Genomic DNA, 16,070 nt, shown 5'->3' with positions numbered 1-16,070 from the left:
AAGCAAACATTGGGTTTTGAATCAGTTTGGTGCGACAACACCTAACGTATTGATTCAAGGCCTTTTTGTTTACCACCTACGGGTTCCCATGACCCGTTGGCTTTTAAGGGCCCTAAGCTTTCAGCGGAGCGGGGCCCTTTTCCGTTCGTAGGCAACGCGTTACCTACAAGAAACACTATATATGGTAGCCAAAGGGTTTTCCAAGCATAGATGTAGGATTCCTGTGTAGATATCCTGTGGATATTTTTACAGTATTTTTAATCCTGAAAAATCAATCGCTTAGGATTCGCTTGGCGATTGAAAGACAAATTGAGAACGGAGAAAAGCCCAACTCGGTGTATCGAGGCGGGCTTTTCTTTTGGTCATTACTTAGGTCGTTATATTTAGTGAAGCAGCACGCTGTACCAAAACACCTTGCCGATGATGTTGACCTTCTCGGGCCAGTTTTCGCCGAGATCTTCGTCCGGGTGCTCGACCTTATCCGGATTGGCGCTGCGGATCCGAAGCCCGCCGCCAGGCAGTCGGTATAAGAATTTCACCCGCAGCAGGCCGTCATGGTCGATCGCGTACATCTTCCCGTCTCTTATCTGCTTGTCGGCGGTGTCTACGCCCACCGAAGCACCATTCGGCAGTATGGGCTCCATGCTCTCACCTTCGACGAAGGCACAAGCCGCTGACTCCTTCGTCACTCCCGCACTCCTGAGCGTACTGCGCTTAAAGCGCAACGCCGCCCCGTTGTTCTCGACTACCTGGGTTCGCCCACCACCGCCAGATAAGGCGACCTCGCGATACAGCGGGAGCTCTACCTCGTCGTCAGCGATCGGCTCGGATCGGTCCCAAGGGTCCATGTTCTCGGTGAAAGTCAGCTCATTATCGCTGGCTGGACGACCGTAGGTAGCCCTGGGCTCATTCACTCCACTCTGATGATCTAACCAGCCGTTTGCCAGCCCCAGCGCCTTTTCTACGTGACGAGCGAAGTCCTCGCCAATGCGCTTCCGGTGGGTTCCGGTCGACAAGCATCGAGATACGTAACTGGACTGGCGGTCTATAGCGTCGGCAAGTCGAGCTTTCTTGCCTTTGAACCGGTCATCCAGAAGCGACTGGAGGTTAGTGCGGCGTATGTCGTAGATATCCATGCGGTGATAGTCCGCTATTCGTTACTTGCAGGTAAATTCCCCGCAGGTATTGATTTGTGCATTACCCATGGGTAATCATTGGTGGGAAATCCATTGGAGCCACCGATGAAGACACGGATCGATAGCCTGCTGATCTGGCTCAAGCAAGCCAGCGACCAGCAGATCAAGGCCACAGGCACGACTCGCGCTTACCTGCGCCTGATTGGCTATGGCCACAAGACAGCATCCGTTGAGACAGCTGCTCTCGTCGAACGAGCCACCGATGGCCGGGCGACCCGTAAGCAACTGCGTCCCAAGGACTGGATGGTGATGTGGCCCGAGCTGGTTGATCAGCCATCTTCATCTGACTCCCAGGTTACCAGTCAACCGCACTGTGAAACCGCCCACTGACCGGGGTGGTTTTTCATACAGGGGTAGGGGAGCACGACATGAAAGATTTCCACGAAACGGATGCTGAGGTGCATGGCCTCAAGGCGCGCCTGTTGCTACTCAACGCTGAACAGGCGCGCCGTGAAGGTGACGACCTTATGGCCGAGCTTCTGGAGGCACGGTCCAGCCTTCACGCTCTTCAATCAAAGCAAAGCGGATGTGGTCATCGCTCATCGCCAGCACCGTTGCAGGAGTCCAGTGATGCTTCTGCATGAGGTAGAACCGCAGGGCGTGAATGCCGTTCAGGTCTCTCGATCGATATTCCTCCCTCTTGGCAATGTGATCGCCAAAGCGTGCCAAGACATAGCGCTGGTCGGCCTCGGTTTCATAGATCTTCTGTTCGAGTTGGTAGCGCTGCCGCGCTTCACCTTTGCTTTCGGTCATGTCGTTGGTCCTTCAGTCGGTTGTGTGAGAACTCCCACTGTAACCGCTGGCGGCATGGCCCTCTATCGCCCGGAGATCGTCCGCGTGTCGATCTCGGGAATGTCTCGGGGGAGCACACCATGACAGTACACATTCCGGATTACTCGAGCTGGACGCGGGACGACCTGCTCGACGAAACCCACAAGCAGGCAAGCATTCAAGCGAGGCTCTCGGGTGAGCCTGGCGACTTCAACGCACGCCGCGTGAAGATCGCTACGGCTGGCGCTCGTCATCACGCTGCGATGCTTGCGCTGCTCGAGCTGACGGAGCCCTTCGACAAGGATGCTGCCGCTCGGATCGAAAAGGCCAAAGCCTGGCACCGCCGCGAGCAAAAGCGCTATTACGCCATCGCACTCGGTACCGAGTTCATCCACTGGCATGACGTCGACGCCATGGGGCAGGTGAGGGCATGAGCCTTCTCGCCATGAGCTGGGCGCGTCAGTCCCTCAAGACGCTGCCCACTGACGTTAAAACCCCATCGCGCTTGGCGCTGATGCTGCTGGCGGATTACGCCAACGAGCAGCACGTCTGCTGGCCGGGGCTGGGCACGATGGCGGAGGAGATGGGCTGTTCCAAGCGTAGCGTCCAGCGAGCCATCGATCTCCTCGAGGAGCGTGGTCTGGTGGTGGTCGAAAGCCGCCAGGACAAGACCGGTCGGCAGCAATCGAACCGGTATCGGCTGGCCGTTGGGGGAGGGTGTCAATCTGACACCCCCACTACCTCTACCAACTCGGGGGAGGGTGACAATCTGACACCCCGGGGTGACAGCCCTGACAGGGGGAGGGTGACACCGGTGTCACCCCTTGAATCTGCCATTGAATCTACCACCAACCCCAACACTCACACCGCGGGGCCGGATGCGCTGTTCGATTACTCGCAGCTGGCCGACGACGGCGAACCGCTGACCGGTGGAGCTCGCCAGTTCCCGATGACGCTCGACTGGCAACCCGATCCCGAACAGTTCGCTGCGGCATGTCTGCGTGCCGGGCTTCGATCCGACACCCAGCCATCCGCTGCCCAGCTGGCGAACTTCACCGCCCACCATGCTGACAGCGGCCGTCGCTACGGCGCGATGGCCTGGACCCAGAAGCTCGTCGACTGGCTCCGCCGCGACCTGAGCCAATCCCACACGAAACCGACCGGAGGTGCCCGTCATGCGAACGGCAGCCAACGTACTCCCGCACGTCGTCTCACAGCTGCCGAGGCGCGCGAACGAGACCGCCAGCAACGCGAACAGCCAGCCGGCGGGCAGTGCTTCGACGGCGAATGGCGCCCCGGTCACTGAGCGAAACGTCGATCACCTGTTCGACGCCATGGGCCAGCTGTTCGGTAGCAAGTTCTCGCACCAGTGGGGCACCTACGACGACGGTTCATGGCTGGCGGAACTGGGCCACTTGAGCGAGCGGCATATCGAGCTGGGTCTGGCGCGTCTCCGCCAGCAGGTCCGCGATGCGGCCAAGAGCGGCGACGAGGTATGGCCGCCTCAGCCGGTGGCGTTTGCCGGGCTGTGCGAGCCACGCCCGGAAGACGTCGGGCTGCCGACCGTCAACACGGCTTGGCATGAGGCCTGCGCCCATTGCCACGCCCCTAGCGAATGGCGCTGGAGCCACGAGGCGGTGCAGATGGCAGGGCAAACAGTGGGCTGGCGGGAGATCCACAGCACCACGGCGCAGACCGTCCGCGCCCGGCTGGAAAAGCGGTTCGCTCGCGAGTACGGCGCGCTGGTCAACCGGGTGATGGCGGGCCAGCCGCTACAGGCCCAGGGGCTGATCGAGAACGACGCAACGCGGAATCGCGCCGATCTGGCGGAACGTGCCAGCCGTGAGGCCGCCCAGCAGCAGGCAGAGGCCGCCGGCCTGCCGCATCGAATGAATGCCAGTCAGGGGCTGGCGATGTTGAAAGCCGCCACGGGGAGGGCGTGAGGATGACGGATATTGTGATTGCCGGAGATGCCGGCGAGCTGCTGACCACCACCATCGCGATTGCCGACGGTGTCGATCGTGACCACGCCTCGGTGATTCGCCTTGTGCGCGAACACCAGGCCGATCTCGAGGACTTCGGAAGGGTCCGATTTGAAATCCAACCCTTCACGACCAGCGGTGGCACCCAGCGCCGAGAGGTAGCCAGCCTCAATGAACCGCAATCGACCCTGCTGCTGACGTTCATGCGCAACAGCGACATCGTCCGGGCGTTCAAGAAACGGTTGGTGCGCACGTTCTACGAGATGCGCGATCAGATTCACGCCAATCCGGCGCCGGTGGCGATGGATGACACGACGGCGCTTTCCCGAGCATCCGCTATTGCCAGTGTGCTCGACGGCGCTGCCAGGGCGCTCGGGCTCGACGACAACATGCGTCTGCTCTCGGTCAATCAGGCCGTGCAGAAGCGTACCGGCGTCAACCTGCTGGGCGAGCTGGGCGCGACTCACCTCCTCAGCCCGGTCAACGAGCGATACATGACGCCGACCGAACTGGGCCTGCCGTTCGATATGAGCGCGGTTGCCGTCAATCGAGCGCTTCGCGACCTGGGCTACCAACGCCAGGAACGGGACGCCAAAGGCAAGGCCTACTGGGTGATGACCGATCGGGGGCGTGCCGCTGGCGGCCGAATGATGGATACCGGCAAGAAGCACGGCGACGGCGTGGCGGTGCAGCAACTCAAGTGGCCGGAGAGTGTCGGCCAGGTGCTCGGGGAGGAAGCGGCGTGACGCGATCAACTCCATCCAATCGCCCGCGCCGCCGTCGGCCTGCTCGCCGACATTGCGGGCTCTGCGGTCAGTCGCGGGTTGCTTTGGGCTTCGCCCCCGGATCCAGCATCTGCACGCTTTGCGAGAGCCGCCGGGAGTCTGGCCGATGATCCGGAACAGCAGCACCCAGGCACGCCGGGCGGCACTGCTAGGCACCAATCCACGCTTTCGGCTGTATCTCGATCACCGGAAGCGCCAGCGGCACAGCCTAACTTCCGAGCAGCTACCCGATGGCACGCACACCGAGGAGGACGTCGCCGATACGGTCCGCCAGGCCTGCAACATCGAGAGTCGCCGAGAGCTGGACACGAACGATAACGCACGCCGGATGCTCGATCGCATCGTGGCCGACTACCAGGCATGGGAACGACGACAGGCGAGGGGTAGCTGATGGATGTACTTAAATGAGTCGAGATCTCGCGCTCGGTCGAATGAAGGCCGGCACCATGAACAAGACCGAAGCGGCCTACGCCCAGCTGCTCGAGGCGATGAAGCAGTCCGGCGATATCGTCTGGTACGCCTTCGAGGGTATGACTTTCAAACTCGCCGACAACACGCGGTATACGCCCGACTTCAATGTCATGCGTGCTGATGGGCTCATGGAGATCCATGAAGTGAAGGGGTTCTGGCGCGACGATGGGCGGGTGAAGATCAAGGTTGCTGCTGAGATGTTCCCGTTCCGCTTCATTGCCGTGAAGAAGTGCGCCAAGAAAGATGGCGGTGGGTGGGCGCGTGAGGTTTTCGAGTAACGCTGGGGAGCAACTGGAGGGAATGATGCGGCAACTGGAGCTGATGGGGATCAATCAACTGCTGGCGGTGATTCGTCGTGAGCCGGCAGAGAGCGCACTACGAGAGCGGGCCTTGCGCCGGTGCCTGGATGAGTTGATCGAGGTCGAGATCGAATGGCGGATCGATTACCGGCACCTGAACCTGGGCCATCACAACGTGAGCACGATCGCGCCGGGTGTGGGTGGTGGCGGCGTAACTGGCAGGGTAGACCACGTGATGGAGGCCGCCGAGCGTTTCCGATATGCGTGCCGCTGGCGGAACATGGCCAAGGCGCTGCTCGGGCACGTCAACGAGCGTCAGAGGATGGCGCTGCTGCTGACTGGCTATGCGATACCCGAGCAGCGCTGGGCGCTGAATGCTGGCGGCGATCGGGCACTGCTCGAGGCGATCAAGCAGGGCAGCCGCGGGCTGACCCAGGGGGAGGTGTGCGGGGCCCAGCGGATCATCATGACGCGGCTGGGTTATCCGATGGGGGCAGGGCAAACGGTGTTTCAGACGGCTGAGGCGCTGCGCAACTCTGCAAAGAATGCTCGGAAGTCGTTGTTATTGGTCGTGGGTGAACAGGCTAGGCTGACGGCATGACCGCTAAACTTGGCCAATGGGTCGTAATATTGCATGCCCCAACACCAATACGATAACCACGATAACGCCTATCACGAAAAGAACTGTTGCCAGTGCGTTGTTAGCACTACGGCTACGAGGCTTATCACTGTACTTGTTAGACATGATAATCCCGGCCACGACGGCAATCATGATTGTTATTGCTCCAAGTACCATGTCTTCTCCGCTGTCCGGCGACTCTGAATTTTAAGGGGTCAATGAATAGGTAAAATAACATGGACACTACATGTTGTATCCATGACCGCTTGTAAGTACTATTCAGCTAAGCTTGTATTTCCTGCGCCCTGATCGGTTACGACCGTTCGGGGCGCGGTCGTTTCTGACCCCGTTCGCCGCCTGTGCCCAGCTCCACGTGCTCCCCACGCGTTCCCCGGGCATGGGTGGCAACTTATTCGCGCCACCTGGTTTGCTGCGCGATCTTGCCGCCCTCGCTGGCGGCTTTTCTTTGCCTGGAGTTCCCCATGCAGTTTCTTCGCGACGTCGCACTGATCGGCGGCGGCAGATACCCGCTGCGCGTTCGTCTGGCGTGGGGGGCTCATGTTTCGGATGCGTTCATCGATCGGCTGTTCGAGCTGGCGGCTCGGTTCGGCTGGGGCCTCGATCATGTCAATTGGCTGATGGCCTGTATGGCATTCGAGACCGGACGGACGTTCGACCCCGCCCAGAAGAACCTGGCGGGATCCGGTGCCACCGGGTTGATTCAGTTCATGCCGCGCACCGCTATCGGCTTGGGTACGACGACCGAGGCGCTGGGGGCGATGACGGCGGTCGAGCAGCTCGACTACGTGGCCCGATACTTCGAGCCTTACCGGCTTCGCATCAACACGCTGCCGGACATGTACCTTGCCATCCTGATGCCGTCCTATGTCTCACGCCCTGGCGGCTCGGTGATCTTCACCGATGGCACCACGGCGTATCGGCAGAATGCCGGGCTCGATGCCAACACGGATGGCCATATCACGAAGGACGAAGCGGCCCAGCGAGTGCAGGCAATGCTGATCGAAGGGCAGCGGGCGACGAATTCACGTGATGTCTGGCAGGCAGAGGAGGCGGCATGATTTCTCAGCTAATGGCAGTGATGAACGTGGTTCTGGCGCTTGGGCTGCTGGGTCAATGCGTCTATTCGCTCAATAAGATTCGGGACAGTTGGGTGCTGTTCGTCATCCACGTCCTACTGGCAACTCTGGCCGGGCTTCTGGCCTTCCGGGGTGCCGATTGGCTGCTGAATCTGGCACTGGATATCCGAACGATCATAGGCCGAACGCTATTCAACCTCTTCATGATTGCGCTGTGGGTGCTGATCTTCAGAGACACGAAACGAAAGGCATAACGACTCAAACGCGCTGGGGTAACCGATGCCGGACTACATCACGCACTTGGGTCTGGCCTTGGCCGATTGGCTACAGCAGCCAGAGCAGAAGGTCGCGCTAAGTGCAGCCTTCATGTCGGCGGTACGTGTCATCACCTCGGGCGGTCTTCGTAATCCCAAGCGATGGGGTGAGACCGTCATGGTGACGTTTCTTGCATGGACCAGCCTGCCGATCATTCAGCACTACGGTTACGAAGAAGAAACCGGCCGGTTTATCGCAGCTTTCCTCGGCTATATCGGCGTTCATGGTTTCGAGAAGCGCATCGATAAGCTGCTCGACAATCTCACTGGTTGGTTGCCCGGGAGGCGCAAATGATTAGCCGATGGTGGCGATCGTTGAGCCGCAGTAGCCGCTCGCACTTGCTGGTCGCGGCGTTGTGCTTCGCTTTCGCGCTCTACTCGCAATATCAGACCTCGAAGGCCTATCAACGTCTCGACGGCAATCAGTCGAGCCAGCAGGCCGTTGGGTATGGGCTGTGGTATGCGCTGATCGAAGAGCAACGGAAAGCGGGCGGGTACGAGGCCGAACGCAACATCGCACGCGAGAAGCTCAGCGATCTGCAATATCGAATTGGCGTAGCGGACGCCCGGCTAACTGCGTGCCAGGAGACCACGAACATGACCACCGCAGAGGGCTGGACTGGGCAGCTGCAACTGAGAACGGAGCGAGAGCGATGAAGCTGGTACCGGAAGCACGCAAGGCACACAAGCTGTGGTCGGTGCGGCTTGCGATCCTCTCGACGCTGATCTTCGCGCTGCATGACGTGCTGCCGCATTGGGAAGGCCTGCTACCCGAGTGGGCTTACACGGTGCTGGCGTCCGTGGTGGGTATCGCTGGCGCCATCGCACGTCTGGTCCCTCAGAAGGCCATCGACGAGTACATCCGGAGCCGTCTCCAATGAGTCGGCTATACGGCTGGCTGGCTGCCGGTGTGTCCATAGTCGTCGGTCTGCTCACCGCTTGGGGGCTTCGTACCCAGGGGCAACGTGATGCAGCCCGTGACGAGCTCGACAAGGCCAGGGCGAGGACCAAAGGCGTCGAGGCGGCGCGAGCAGTCGAACGACGAATCGATGAGCGCCAGCGCGCTGATCAGGCACAGGCAAGGGAGGTCGAACGTGAACAGATGGCACAGCGTCGCTCTGGTGTTCGCCCTGAGCTGTTCGGCGATCCCCGGTTGCGCGACGACAGCACCGACACCGACCAGCCCTGAGTGCACGGTGCCGCCGATGCCGGTGCTGCCGGTGATCCAGTCGAGCCAGCTGCAGTGCCTGGCCGACGATGACTACTGGCTGCTACAGGATCGCGAGCGCCAACTGACCGACTGGGCGTTCGTGATGCGCGGGATGCTGGTCAGCTTATGTCACCGGTAGGCGGCCAAGCGACTTCATTTAAAGCCCTAAGCTTGTTGAGTCGACCGGAGCGCGCTGCAGCTTCAGCGAGGTTGGCAGTTAAGAGTGGCGTGGCGAGAGAAAGCAGGAAAATAAATGCAATCAGAGCTGTCGGCAGATTCCATTGATCCAGATTTTCCCTGAACGCCCAAAGTAGGTAAGAAGCTATCCACGAGATGCAGGATAGTGTGTAGAAGCATAATGCCCATTTCCACAGGCGTTTTACCTTGTTGTCGTCCGGGAGATTCTTCAGCTTTCCTCGAAGAGATTTGCGCCTAATAACCCCCGCATCTAAGACAACGTTTTGGTTTTCCTTGGCGAGGCATCGGATAAGTTCCTGGAAATCTGGGGTTAGCAGTGTTCGCGCGGCGATTTCCGCTTTTATCGGCTTATTAGTAAAACCTTTAATCGCATACTCGAATTCAACACGCTGACGGTGAGATTCACGGTCGGAGTAGATGTATGAAAAAGCGCATTGCTTGAAGTTATCGAACCGTTCCTTATCAAAGCGCCATCGCTTCTCACGCCAATCAGGCAGGTTCACAAGAAAAAGCTTGGGTATGCCATAGATAGCGCCTGCGCCGAATAGAAGGGGTATTAACTTCTCCAGAATCTCAGTCATAAGTGCGCTCAATGTTGGGTGATTCCCTCTTTTTCGGCCAGCCACCAAAGATCTGAATGCCAATGCCATCCTCACCGCCTCGTCCCTGCCGTTCCCCCAGCTGCCGTAACACCACAACTGCCAGACGCGGCTACTGCGACGAGCACGTCGACAAGGCCACCGGCTGGACGCAGCGACGGAATGGCAAGAGCGGTCGTGGTGGCCGGCCATGGCGCCGAATCCGCGATCGCGTCCTTCAGCGTGACCAGGGCCTGTGCCAGACGTGCCTGCGTGCTGGACGAGTGATGCCAGCGACAGAGGTCGATCACATCGTGAACGTCGAGGCTGGTGGCACCGACGATGACAGCAACCTCGAGGCGATCTGTTCGCCATGCCACAAGGCGAAGACGGCGCGAGAGGCGCATGCAGGGCGCGGGTGACCGGGGGTGGCCGGATCCGCTGCGAATGCACCGAACTGGTGCGCGATTTTCGCCGTGGGGAGGGGGAGGTCAAAACTTCAGGGCTTTTCGAGCCCGGACACCGCCGCCTCCATTCGATTTTTATACCCGCGAAATTGAAAAATCAGGTTCGGCGAGAGGAATTGCCAAATGACAAGAGGTCGCAAGCCCAAGCCGAGCCACCTGAAGGCGGTTCAGGGCAATGCCGGCAAGCGGGCGATCAACCATGACGAGCCCGTCGCCGACTCGCTCACCCAGGTACCGCCGCCACCCGAGTGGCTCTCCGAAATTGGTGTCGAGATTTGGGAGCGCGTTGGCCCCTGGCTGGTGAGTTCCAAGATTCTGACCGACTCGGATCTCGCCAACCTCGAGGCCTACTGCGCAGCCTACAACCGGTGGCGCCAGGCTGAGGAGAACATCGCCCGGCACGGTCTCGTCGTCGATAGCCCGATGGGCGGCGTGGTGAAAAACCCCGCATGCACTGTCGCCAACGAAGCGCTCAAACAGATGAACACGTTCGGCAGCGCCCTTGGTCTGGATCCCGCAAGCCGTGCGCGGCTCGCGGTACCGGGCGCCAAGGACGCCGCCAATCCATTCGCCGCCTTGGTGGGCAAGAAGCGATGACGACACATGGCCAGCTATCCCAACGTCAATGCCGCGAACAAGTACGCTCGGGACGTTGTGGCTGGCCGCATCCCGGCGTGCAAGGAGGTGCGGCAGGCGTGCCAGCGTCATCTCGATGACCTGATCGCCTCCAAGGGCCGAGCATTCCGCTATCGCTTCGATAAGGACGCCGCCGAGTCGGTGTGCGTTTTCATCCAGCTACTGCCGCACACGAAAGGGCGATGGGCGCGAGAGCGAAAGCTGGTCGAGCTGGAGCCGTGGCAGAAGTTCCTGTTCTGCGTGATCTACGGCTGGCTTCGAAAGAAGTCGGGGCTTCGCCGTTTCACTGAGGCGTATGTCGAGGTCGGCAGGAAGAACGGCAAGTCGGTGATCGCCGCCGGCGTCGCGAACTACATGCTCTGCGCGGACGGTGAATATGGCGCCGAGGTCTACTGTGGTGCCACCACCGAGAAGCAGGCCTGGGAAGTGTTCCGGCCGGCGCGCCTGATGCTGCAGAAGTCCCCGGCACTGATCAGCGCCGCGGGCATTGAGATCATGGCCAAGAACATCTCGATCCCGGAAGACGGTAGCCGTCTCGAACCGCTGATCGGTGATCCCGGCGACGGCTCGTCGCCGAGCTGTGCCCTGGTCGACGAGTTTCACGAGCACCAGAACCCGAACCTTTACGACACCATGTCGACCGGCATGGGTGCCCGCGACCAGCCGCTGATGTTCATCATCACCACCGCCGGCTTCAATACGGCTGGCCCTTGCTACGACAAGCGTCGCCAGGTCCAGCAGATGCTCGACGGTGCGCTGCCCAACGACGAGCTGTTCGGGATCATCTACACGGTCGACCAAGGTGATGACTGGCAGGATCCGACGGTGCTGCGCAAGGCCAACCCGAATTTCGGCATCTCCGTCTCCGAGGAATTCCTGCTCAAAGCGCAGCGCGACGCCGTCCGCTACCCGAGCCGTCAGAACTCATTCCTGACCAAGCACCTCGATATCTGGGTCAGCGCCCGATCGGCCTGGCTGAACATGGCCGATTGGCATTCTGCCGGCGACGACAGCCTGACGCTCGACGACTTCGAGGGGTGTGAGTGCTGGCTGGGCGTCGACTTGGCGAGCAAGACAGACATCGCCGCGATCGCGCTGCTTTTCCGCGACGAGGTCGAGGACAAGAACGGTCGCATGAAGACGCGTTGGACAGCCTTCGTTCGCAGTTACCTGCCCGAGGGCGCCATCGAGCGCGCCAGCAACAACCGCGCCGCCTACGAAAGTTGGGTGAACTCCGGCGACCTCATCATCACCGATGGCGAGGAGCTCGACTTCGATGTCATCCGCGAAGACATCAAGGATCTCTCCGGGCGCTTCCAGATCAACGAGATCGCCTATGACCCTTGGCGGGCAACGCAACTCGCGCACCAGCTCATGAGCGACGGCGCTGACATCGTCGAGTACCGCAACACCGTGCAGAACATGAGCCCGGCGATGCGCGAGATGGAAGCGGCGATCACCGGCGGGCGTTGGCGGCATAGCTGTGATCCGGTGCTGACGTGGATGGCGTCCAACGTCGTGGCCAAGGCCGATGCCAAGGACAACATCTATCCCCGGAAGGAAAAGCCGGAGAACAAGATCGACGGCCCGATCGCCATCCTGATGGCGCTGGGGCGCGCGGTGCTCACCGAAAACGACGAGCCCGACGAATCCATCTACGACACCTCGGACGTGACATGCTGACATCCATTCTGATTTTCCTGATCGGCCTCATCGGTGCCGGGCTGGTGTCGTTCGGCGCCTGGCTGGTCGCGGCGCCGGCGGGGTACATCGTCGCCGGCGTGCTATGCCTGACCTGGTCGTGGCTGGCCGCAAGGACTAGCGCCCGGCGTCACCCTGAACCGGCTGGGGAGGGCGGCTAATGTTCCTTCCCGGCATGTTCCAGAGCACAAGGCAACGCCCTCAGAAAGAGCCCAGCAACTGGACGAGCTGGGTTGGCGGCATGAAGAGCACACGCACCTCAGCCGGTGCCACGGTCACGAGTGACACCGCGCTGCGCGTTGGCGCGCTTCGAGCCTGCGTCACACTACTGGCGGAATCGGTCGCGCAGCTTCCCTGCGAGCTCTACCGCCGCACGGATGACGGCGGACGAGAGCGGGCCAGCGATCACCCGGTCTACGACCTGCTGCACTCCCAGCCCAATCAGAAGGACTCATCGTTCGAGTACTTCGAGCAGGGCCAAGGGGCGCTAGGGCTTGAGGGCAATCACTACTCGCTGATCGAGCGGGATGGGCGCGGCTACCCCAGCGAGCTGATTCCGATCAACCCCAAGAAAGTGCAGGTCCTGAAAGGCCAGGACGGGTTGCCGTATTACCACCTGACCGAGATCAATGAAGTGGTCTCGATGCGCCAGATTCACCACGTTAAGTCCTTCTCGCTCGATGGGTTCGTCGGCGTCTCGCCGATAGCCAGTAACGCCGACTCCATCGGCCTGGCTATGTCCACCGAGGAGCACGCCGCTGCTGTATTCGAGCGTGGCGCCACCATGTCGGGCGTGATCGAACGACCTAGCGATAAGCCGGCGATCAAGGATCAGGCCGCCGTTGATCGACTGCTCGACAAGTTTGCAGAGCGTCACGGTGGTCTGCGCAACGCGTTCTCTGTCGCGTTGCTCCAGGAGGGCATGAGCTACAAGCAGCTCTCGATGGACAACGAGAAAGCCCAGCTCCTGGAGAGCCGGCGATTTTCGGTCGAAGAGATCTGCCGCCTCTACAAGATTCCGCTCCACATGGTGCAGCTCAACGACAAGTCGACGTCGTGGGGATCGGGCATCGAATCGATGTCGCTCGGCTACGTGATCTACACGCTGCTGCCCTGGCTTAAGCGCTGGGAAGCGGCGATGCGTCGCGATCTGCTGCTGCCCTCCGAGCGTCGCGATCTCTACATCGAGTTCAACGTGTCGGGCCTGTTGCGCGGCGACCAGAAGTCCCGCTACGAAGCCTACGCAATCGGCCGCCAGTGGGGGTGGCTCTCGGTCAACGACATACGCCGACTCGAGAACATGCCGCCGATCGCCGGTGGCGGGGACCGCTACCTCACGCCGCTCAACATGAACGACTCGCAGCAGACGCAGAGATCGTTGAACGCCACGCCCGACCAAATGCGAGACATCGAGGGAATCCTATGTCGCACCTGATCAACTACCCACACCTGGCATCGCTGGTGTTCAACACGCCACTCTATGCCACGCCGGATCTGATGCAGACCGTCCGTTCGGTACTCGAGCCGCGCCTGCTCGGGCGCGTCAACGATCTACCGATGCGACTGGATGGTGGCAGTGATCCGGACGCGCGCGAGATGCAGCAGCTCCGCGTCGTCGGCCGTCTGGCGATCATCCCGATTCACGGCATCCTGACTGCACGGGCTGGCCAGATCGACGGCATGTGTCAGGAAGTTCTGAGCTACGAGAAACTGCGGACCCGGATCAACGCGGCGCTTCGTCACGAGCTGGTCGAGGAAATCGTGCTCGACATGCACTCCGGCGGCGGGGCCGCCATGGGCTGCAAGGAGCTGGCGGACTTCATCAAGGCCAGTACCGCGACGAAGCCGATTACCGCGCTGGTCAACTTCGCCAGCTTCTCGGCCTGCTACTTCCTCGCCGCTGCGTGCTCTCGGATCGTCTGCAGCCCCACAGCGATGGTCGGATCGATCGGCGTGATCATCGAAACCTATGAAGTCAGTCGCGCTGAAGAAGAGATGGGCATCAAGTTCAACACTTTCTTCCGCGGCTCCCATAAAAACGACTGCTCACCGCACGAGCCAATTACCGATCAAGCCGTCGCCGAGATCGACCGACGCCTGGATAGCGCCTATGCCACGTTCACCGAATCGGTGGCCGGCTATCGCGGACTCGATCTCTCCGTCGTCACCGGTACCGAGGCTCGGATCTACAGCGGCGAGGATGCGCTATCCGTCGGCCTGATCGATGAGATCTCGCCAGCGCAGGAAGCCATCGATGCCATCGCTGCCCGCTACAGCGGTCAGCAGGCCCCGCGCCGCGGCAGCGTATCCGCGCGAGCCGGCGCCATGAAACTCCAGAACACGCTCTAGCCACGCGGCGGAGCGGTACCCGAGGCGGCCAAGAGGCCGCCTTTTCTTTGCCCCGACGAAACCCCGAGGAACGTCATGTCTAAGATCGAAGAACTCCGCCGCCAACGCGCCGACGTGAATGGCAAGGTGCAGGCACTCGCGAATGCGGAAAACGAGGGCGGCGAACTGTCGACCGAGCAGCTCGAGGAATTCGACCAGCTCTCGACCCAGTTCGACTCGCTGACCCAGCAGATCGAACGGCTCGAGAAGACCGAGCGGATGAACGCCGCATCGGCAGAGCCCGTGCCGTCGCCTATCAGCCAAGGCGTGAAATCAGCGGCCGTTCATACCAAGCCGGAGCTGAAGCAATACCCGGGCGCCAAGGCTGCGCGTATGGCCATGTCGATCGCCGCATCTAAGGGCGATATCAACATGGCCACCAAGTTCGCCCGCGACGAGATCGGCGATAACGACGTTGCCATGGCGATCGAAACCAGCAGCGGATCCGGTGGCGCGCTGATCCCACAGAACCTCTACGACGAAGTGATCGAACTGCTGCGGCCGAAGACCATCGTCCGTGCGCTGGGCGCCCGCGTCATCCCGCTGCCCAACGGTAATGTATCGATTCCGCGCATGAGCTCTGGCGCCTCGTCCAGCTATGTCGGCGAAGGCACTGACGTGCTGGCCTCGGATGCGACGCTGGATGACGTGAAGCTGAACGCCAAGACCATGATCACGCTGGTGCCGATCTCCAACCAGATGATCGGCCGCGCCGGCTTCGCCACAGAGCAGCTGTTCCTGAACGACATGCTGAACTCCATGGCGAGCCGCGAGGACAAGGCGTTCCTTCGCGACACCGGCGCTGGCGACACGCCGACCGGTTTTGCCGAGACGGCGCGCAATGCCAGCCGCACGCTGGCCTGGACCGGTACCGCCACGCTTCAAACCATCGACGAGTATCTCGACTCGCTCATGCTGGCGCTGATGAACAGCAACAGCCTGCTCGCCGAGCCGGGCTGGGGCCTCTCGCCGCGCACCTACATGAAGCTGTTCGGCCTGCGCGATGGCAACGGCAACAAGGTGTATCCGGAATTGGCCAACGGCCAGCTCAAGGGCTACCCGATCCGCCACACCACCAACATCCCGGCCAACCTCGATACCAGCGGCGCCGGTAACAACAACGAATCCGAGATCTACTTCGCCGACTGGAACGACGTCGTGATCGGCGAGCCCGGCGGCATGATCGTCGATTTCAGCCGCGAGGCCACCTACAAGGACGGCAACGGCCAGTTGGTCAGCGCTTTTGCGCGTAACCAGTCGCTGATCCGCGTCGTCACCGAGCACGACATCGGGTTCCGTCATCCGGAAGGCCTGGTGCTGGGTACCGGCGTCACCTGGTAATCGCGACCACCCGAGAG

At 61.0% G+C, this 16,070-nt stretch carries 24 protein-coding genes; 21 read left to right on the top strand and 3 right to left on the bottom strand.

Features of this window, described 5'->3' with window-relative positions:
- Positions 1-383: 383 nt before the first annotated feature.
- Positions 384-1,136 (bottom strand): S24 family peptidase, encoded by a 753-nt coding sequence (locus DOM58_RS13770; protein ID WP_110693319.1) that lies wholly within the window; start codon positions 1,134-1,136, stop codon positions 384-386.
- Positions 1,137-1,241: 105 nt separating this feature from the next.
- Between DOM58_RS13770 and DOM58_RS13765 the strand changes: the two genes are divergently transcribed.
- Positions 1,242-1,526, top strand: coding sequence for a helix-turn-helix domain-containing protein (locus tag DOM58_RS13765; RefSeq protein WP_110693318.1), 285 nt, complete (start codon positions 1,242-1,244; stop codon positions 1,524-1,526).
- Positions 1,527-1,661: 135 nt separating this feature from the next.
- Here DOM58_RS13765 and DOM58_RS13760 read toward each other — a convergent pair whose 3' ends face one another.
- Complete coding sequence (locus tag DOM58_RS13760) at positions 1,662-1,949, bottom strand: hypothetical protein (RefSeq protein WP_110693317.1); 288 nt, start codon at positions 1,947-1,949, stop codon at positions 1,662-1,664.
- A 119-nt stretch (positions 1,950-2,068) separates the two neighbouring features.
- On the opposite strand from DOM58_RS13760, the gene DOM58_RS13755 reads away from it, so the two are divergent.
- The 13 genes from DOM58_RS13755 (at position 2,069) to DOM58_RS17520 (ending at position 8,883) form a co-directional block, all read left to right on the top strand.
- Entirely contained in the window at positions 2,069-2,401 is a 333-nt protein-coding gene (locus tag DOM58_RS13755; protein WP_110693316.1) for a hypothetical protein, read from the top strand.
- Complete coding sequence (locus DOM58_RS13750) at positions 2,398-3,273, top strand: helix-turn-helix domain-containing protein (RefSeq protein WP_110693315.1); 876 nt, start codon at positions 2,398-2,400, stop codon at positions 3,271-3,273. Before DOM58_RS13755 ends, DOM58_RS13750 begins: the two co-directional genes overlap by 4 nt.
- Positions 3,185-3,910: a replication protein P gene (locus tag DOM58_RS13745; protein WP_280951142.1), complete on the top strand. Its 726-nt coding sequence runs from the start codon at positions 3,185-3,187 to the stop codon at positions 3,908-3,910. Before DOM58_RS13750 ends, DOM58_RS13745 begins: the two co-directional genes overlap by 89 nt.
- A gap of 2 nt (positions 3,911-3,912) precedes the next feature.
- Positions 3,913-4,695: a Rha family transcriptional regulator gene (locus DOM58_RS13740; RefSeq protein WP_110693313.1), complete on the top strand. Its 783-nt coding sequence runs from the start codon at positions 3,913-3,915 to the stop codon at positions 4,693-4,695.
- A 145-nt stretch (positions 4,696-4,840) separates the two neighbouring features.
- Entirely contained in the window at positions 4,841-5,125 is a 285-nt protein-coding gene (locus DOM58_RS13735; protein ID WP_110693312.1) for a hypothetical protein, read from the top strand.
- Positions 5,126-5,180: 55 nt separating this feature from the next.
- Entirely contained in the window at positions 5,181-5,483 is a 303-nt protein-coding gene (locus tag DOM58_RS13730) for a DUF1064 domain-containing protein (RefSeq protein WP_223162188.1), read from the top strand.
- Between the two features lie 25 nt (positions 5,484-5,508).
- A complete protein-coding gene (locus DOM58_RS13725) occupies positions 5,509-6,105 on the top strand; it encodes a hypothetical protein (RefSeq protein ID WP_110693310.1) in 597 nt (198 codons plus the stop codon).
- 500 nt (positions 6,106-6,605) lie between these two features.
- Positions 6,606-7,202: a lysozyme family protein gene (locus tag DOM58_RS13720; protein WP_110693309.1), complete on the top strand. Its 597-nt coding sequence runs from the start codon at positions 6,606-6,608 to the stop codon at positions 7,200-7,202.
- Complete coding sequence (locus DOM58_RS13715) at positions 7,199-7,474, top strand: hypothetical protein (protein ID WP_110693308.1); 276 nt, start codon at positions 7,199-7,201, stop codon at positions 7,472-7,474. The genes DOM58_RS13720 and DOM58_RS13715 overlap by 4 nt, the downstream gene beginning before the upstream one ends.
- A gap of 25 nt (positions 7,475-7,499) precedes the next feature.
- Positions 7,500-7,829 carry a phage holin family protein gene (locus tag DOM58_RS13710; RefSeq protein ID WP_110693307.1) on the top strand — a complete coding sequence of 110 codons (330 nt, stop codon included), beginning with the start codon at positions 7,500-7,502 and terminating at the stop codon, positions 7,827-7,829.
- On the top strand, positions 7,826-8,191 hold the full coding sequence (locus tag DOM58_RS13705) for a hypothetical protein (protein WP_110693306.1): 366 nt from the start codon (positions 7,826-7,828) through the stop codon (positions 8,189-8,191). Before DOM58_RS13710 ends, DOM58_RS13705 begins: the two co-directional genes overlap by 4 nt.
- Positions 8,188-8,415 carry a DUF7940 domain-containing protein gene (locus tag DOM58_RS13700; protein WP_110693305.1) on the top strand — a complete coding sequence of 76 codons (228 nt, stop codon included), beginning with the start codon at positions 8,188-8,190 and terminating at the stop codon, positions 8,413-8,415. The genes DOM58_RS13705 and DOM58_RS13700 overlap by 4 nt, the downstream gene beginning before the upstream one ends.
- A 213-nt stretch (positions 8,416-8,628) precedes the next feature.
- Positions 8,629-8,883 (top strand): hypothetical protein, encoded by a 255-nt coding sequence (locus DOM58_RS17520; RefSeq protein WP_157957550.1) that lies wholly within the window; start codon positions 8,629-8,631, stop codon positions 8,881-8,883.
- Here the strand turns inward: DOM58_RS17520 and DOM58_RS13690 are convergent.
- Complete coding sequence (locus DOM58_RS13690) at positions 8,864-9,592, bottom strand: hypothetical protein (protein WP_157957549.1); 729 nt, start codon at positions 9,590-9,592, stop codon at positions 8,864-8,866. The two genes, DOM58_RS17520 and DOM58_RS13690, sit on opposite strands and share 20 nt — an antisense overlap.
- A gap of 215 nt (positions 9,593-9,807) precedes the next feature.
- On the opposite strand from DOM58_RS13690, the gene DOM58_RS17760 reads away from it, so the two are divergent.
- The 7 genes from DOM58_RS17760 (at position 9,808) to DOM58_RS13655 (ending at position 16,053) form a co-directional block, all read left to right on the top strand.
- Positions 9,808-9,942 (top strand): HNH endonuclease, encoded by a 135-nt coding sequence (locus DOM58_RS17760; RefSeq protein WP_245392277.1) that lies wholly within the window; start codon positions 9,808-9,810, stop codon positions 9,940-9,942.
- 168 nt (positions 9,943-10,110) lie between these two features.
- A complete protein-coding gene (locus DOM58_RS13680; RefSeq protein ID WP_110693301.1) occupies positions 10,111-10,584 on the top strand; it encodes a phage terminase small subunit P27 family in 474 nt (157 codons plus the stop codon).
- A gap of 6 nt (positions 10,585-10,590) precedes the next feature.
- On the top strand, positions 10,591-12,306 hold the full coding sequence (locus tag DOM58_RS13675) for a terminase large subunit (protein ID WP_110693300.1): 1,716 nt from the start codon (positions 10,591-10,593) through the stop codon (positions 12,304-12,306).
- Positions 12,300-12,485, top strand: a complete 186-nt coding sequence (locus tag DOM58_RS13670) for a hypothetical protein (RefSeq protein WP_110693299.1) — start codon at positions 12,300-12,302, stop codon at positions 12,483-12,485. Before DOM58_RS13675 ends, DOM58_RS13670 begins: the two co-directional genes overlap by 7 nt.
- Positions 12,486-12,565: 80 nt before the next feature.
- Complete coding sequence (locus DOM58_RS13665) at positions 12,566-13,759, top strand: phage portal protein (RefSeq protein WP_245392276.1); 1,194 nt, start codon at positions 12,566-12,568, stop codon at positions 13,757-13,759.
- Positions 13,747-14,673 (top strand): S49 family peptidase, encoded by a 927-nt coding sequence (locus DOM58_RS13660; protein ID WP_110693297.1) that lies wholly within the window; start codon positions 13,747-13,749, stop codon positions 14,671-14,673. Before DOM58_RS13665 ends, DOM58_RS13660 begins: the two co-directional genes overlap by 13 nt.
- A 75-nt stretch (positions 14,674-14,748) precedes the next feature.
- Positions 14,749-16,053, top strand: a complete 1,305-nt coding sequence (locus DOM58_RS13655) for a phage major capsid protein (protein ID WP_110693296.1) — start codon at positions 14,749-14,751, stop codon at positions 16,051-16,053.
- Positions 16,054-16,070: the final 17 nt, after the last annotated feature.

Source organism: Salinicola halophyticus (assembly GCF_003206695.1).
Lineage (GTDB): Bacteria > Pseudomonadota > Gammaproteobacteria > Pseudomonadales > Halomonadaceae > Salinicola > Salinicola halophyticus.
The sequence above is the reverse complement of the archived record's forward strand: the minus strand, read 5'-3'. Positions and strand labels throughout refer to the sequence as shown.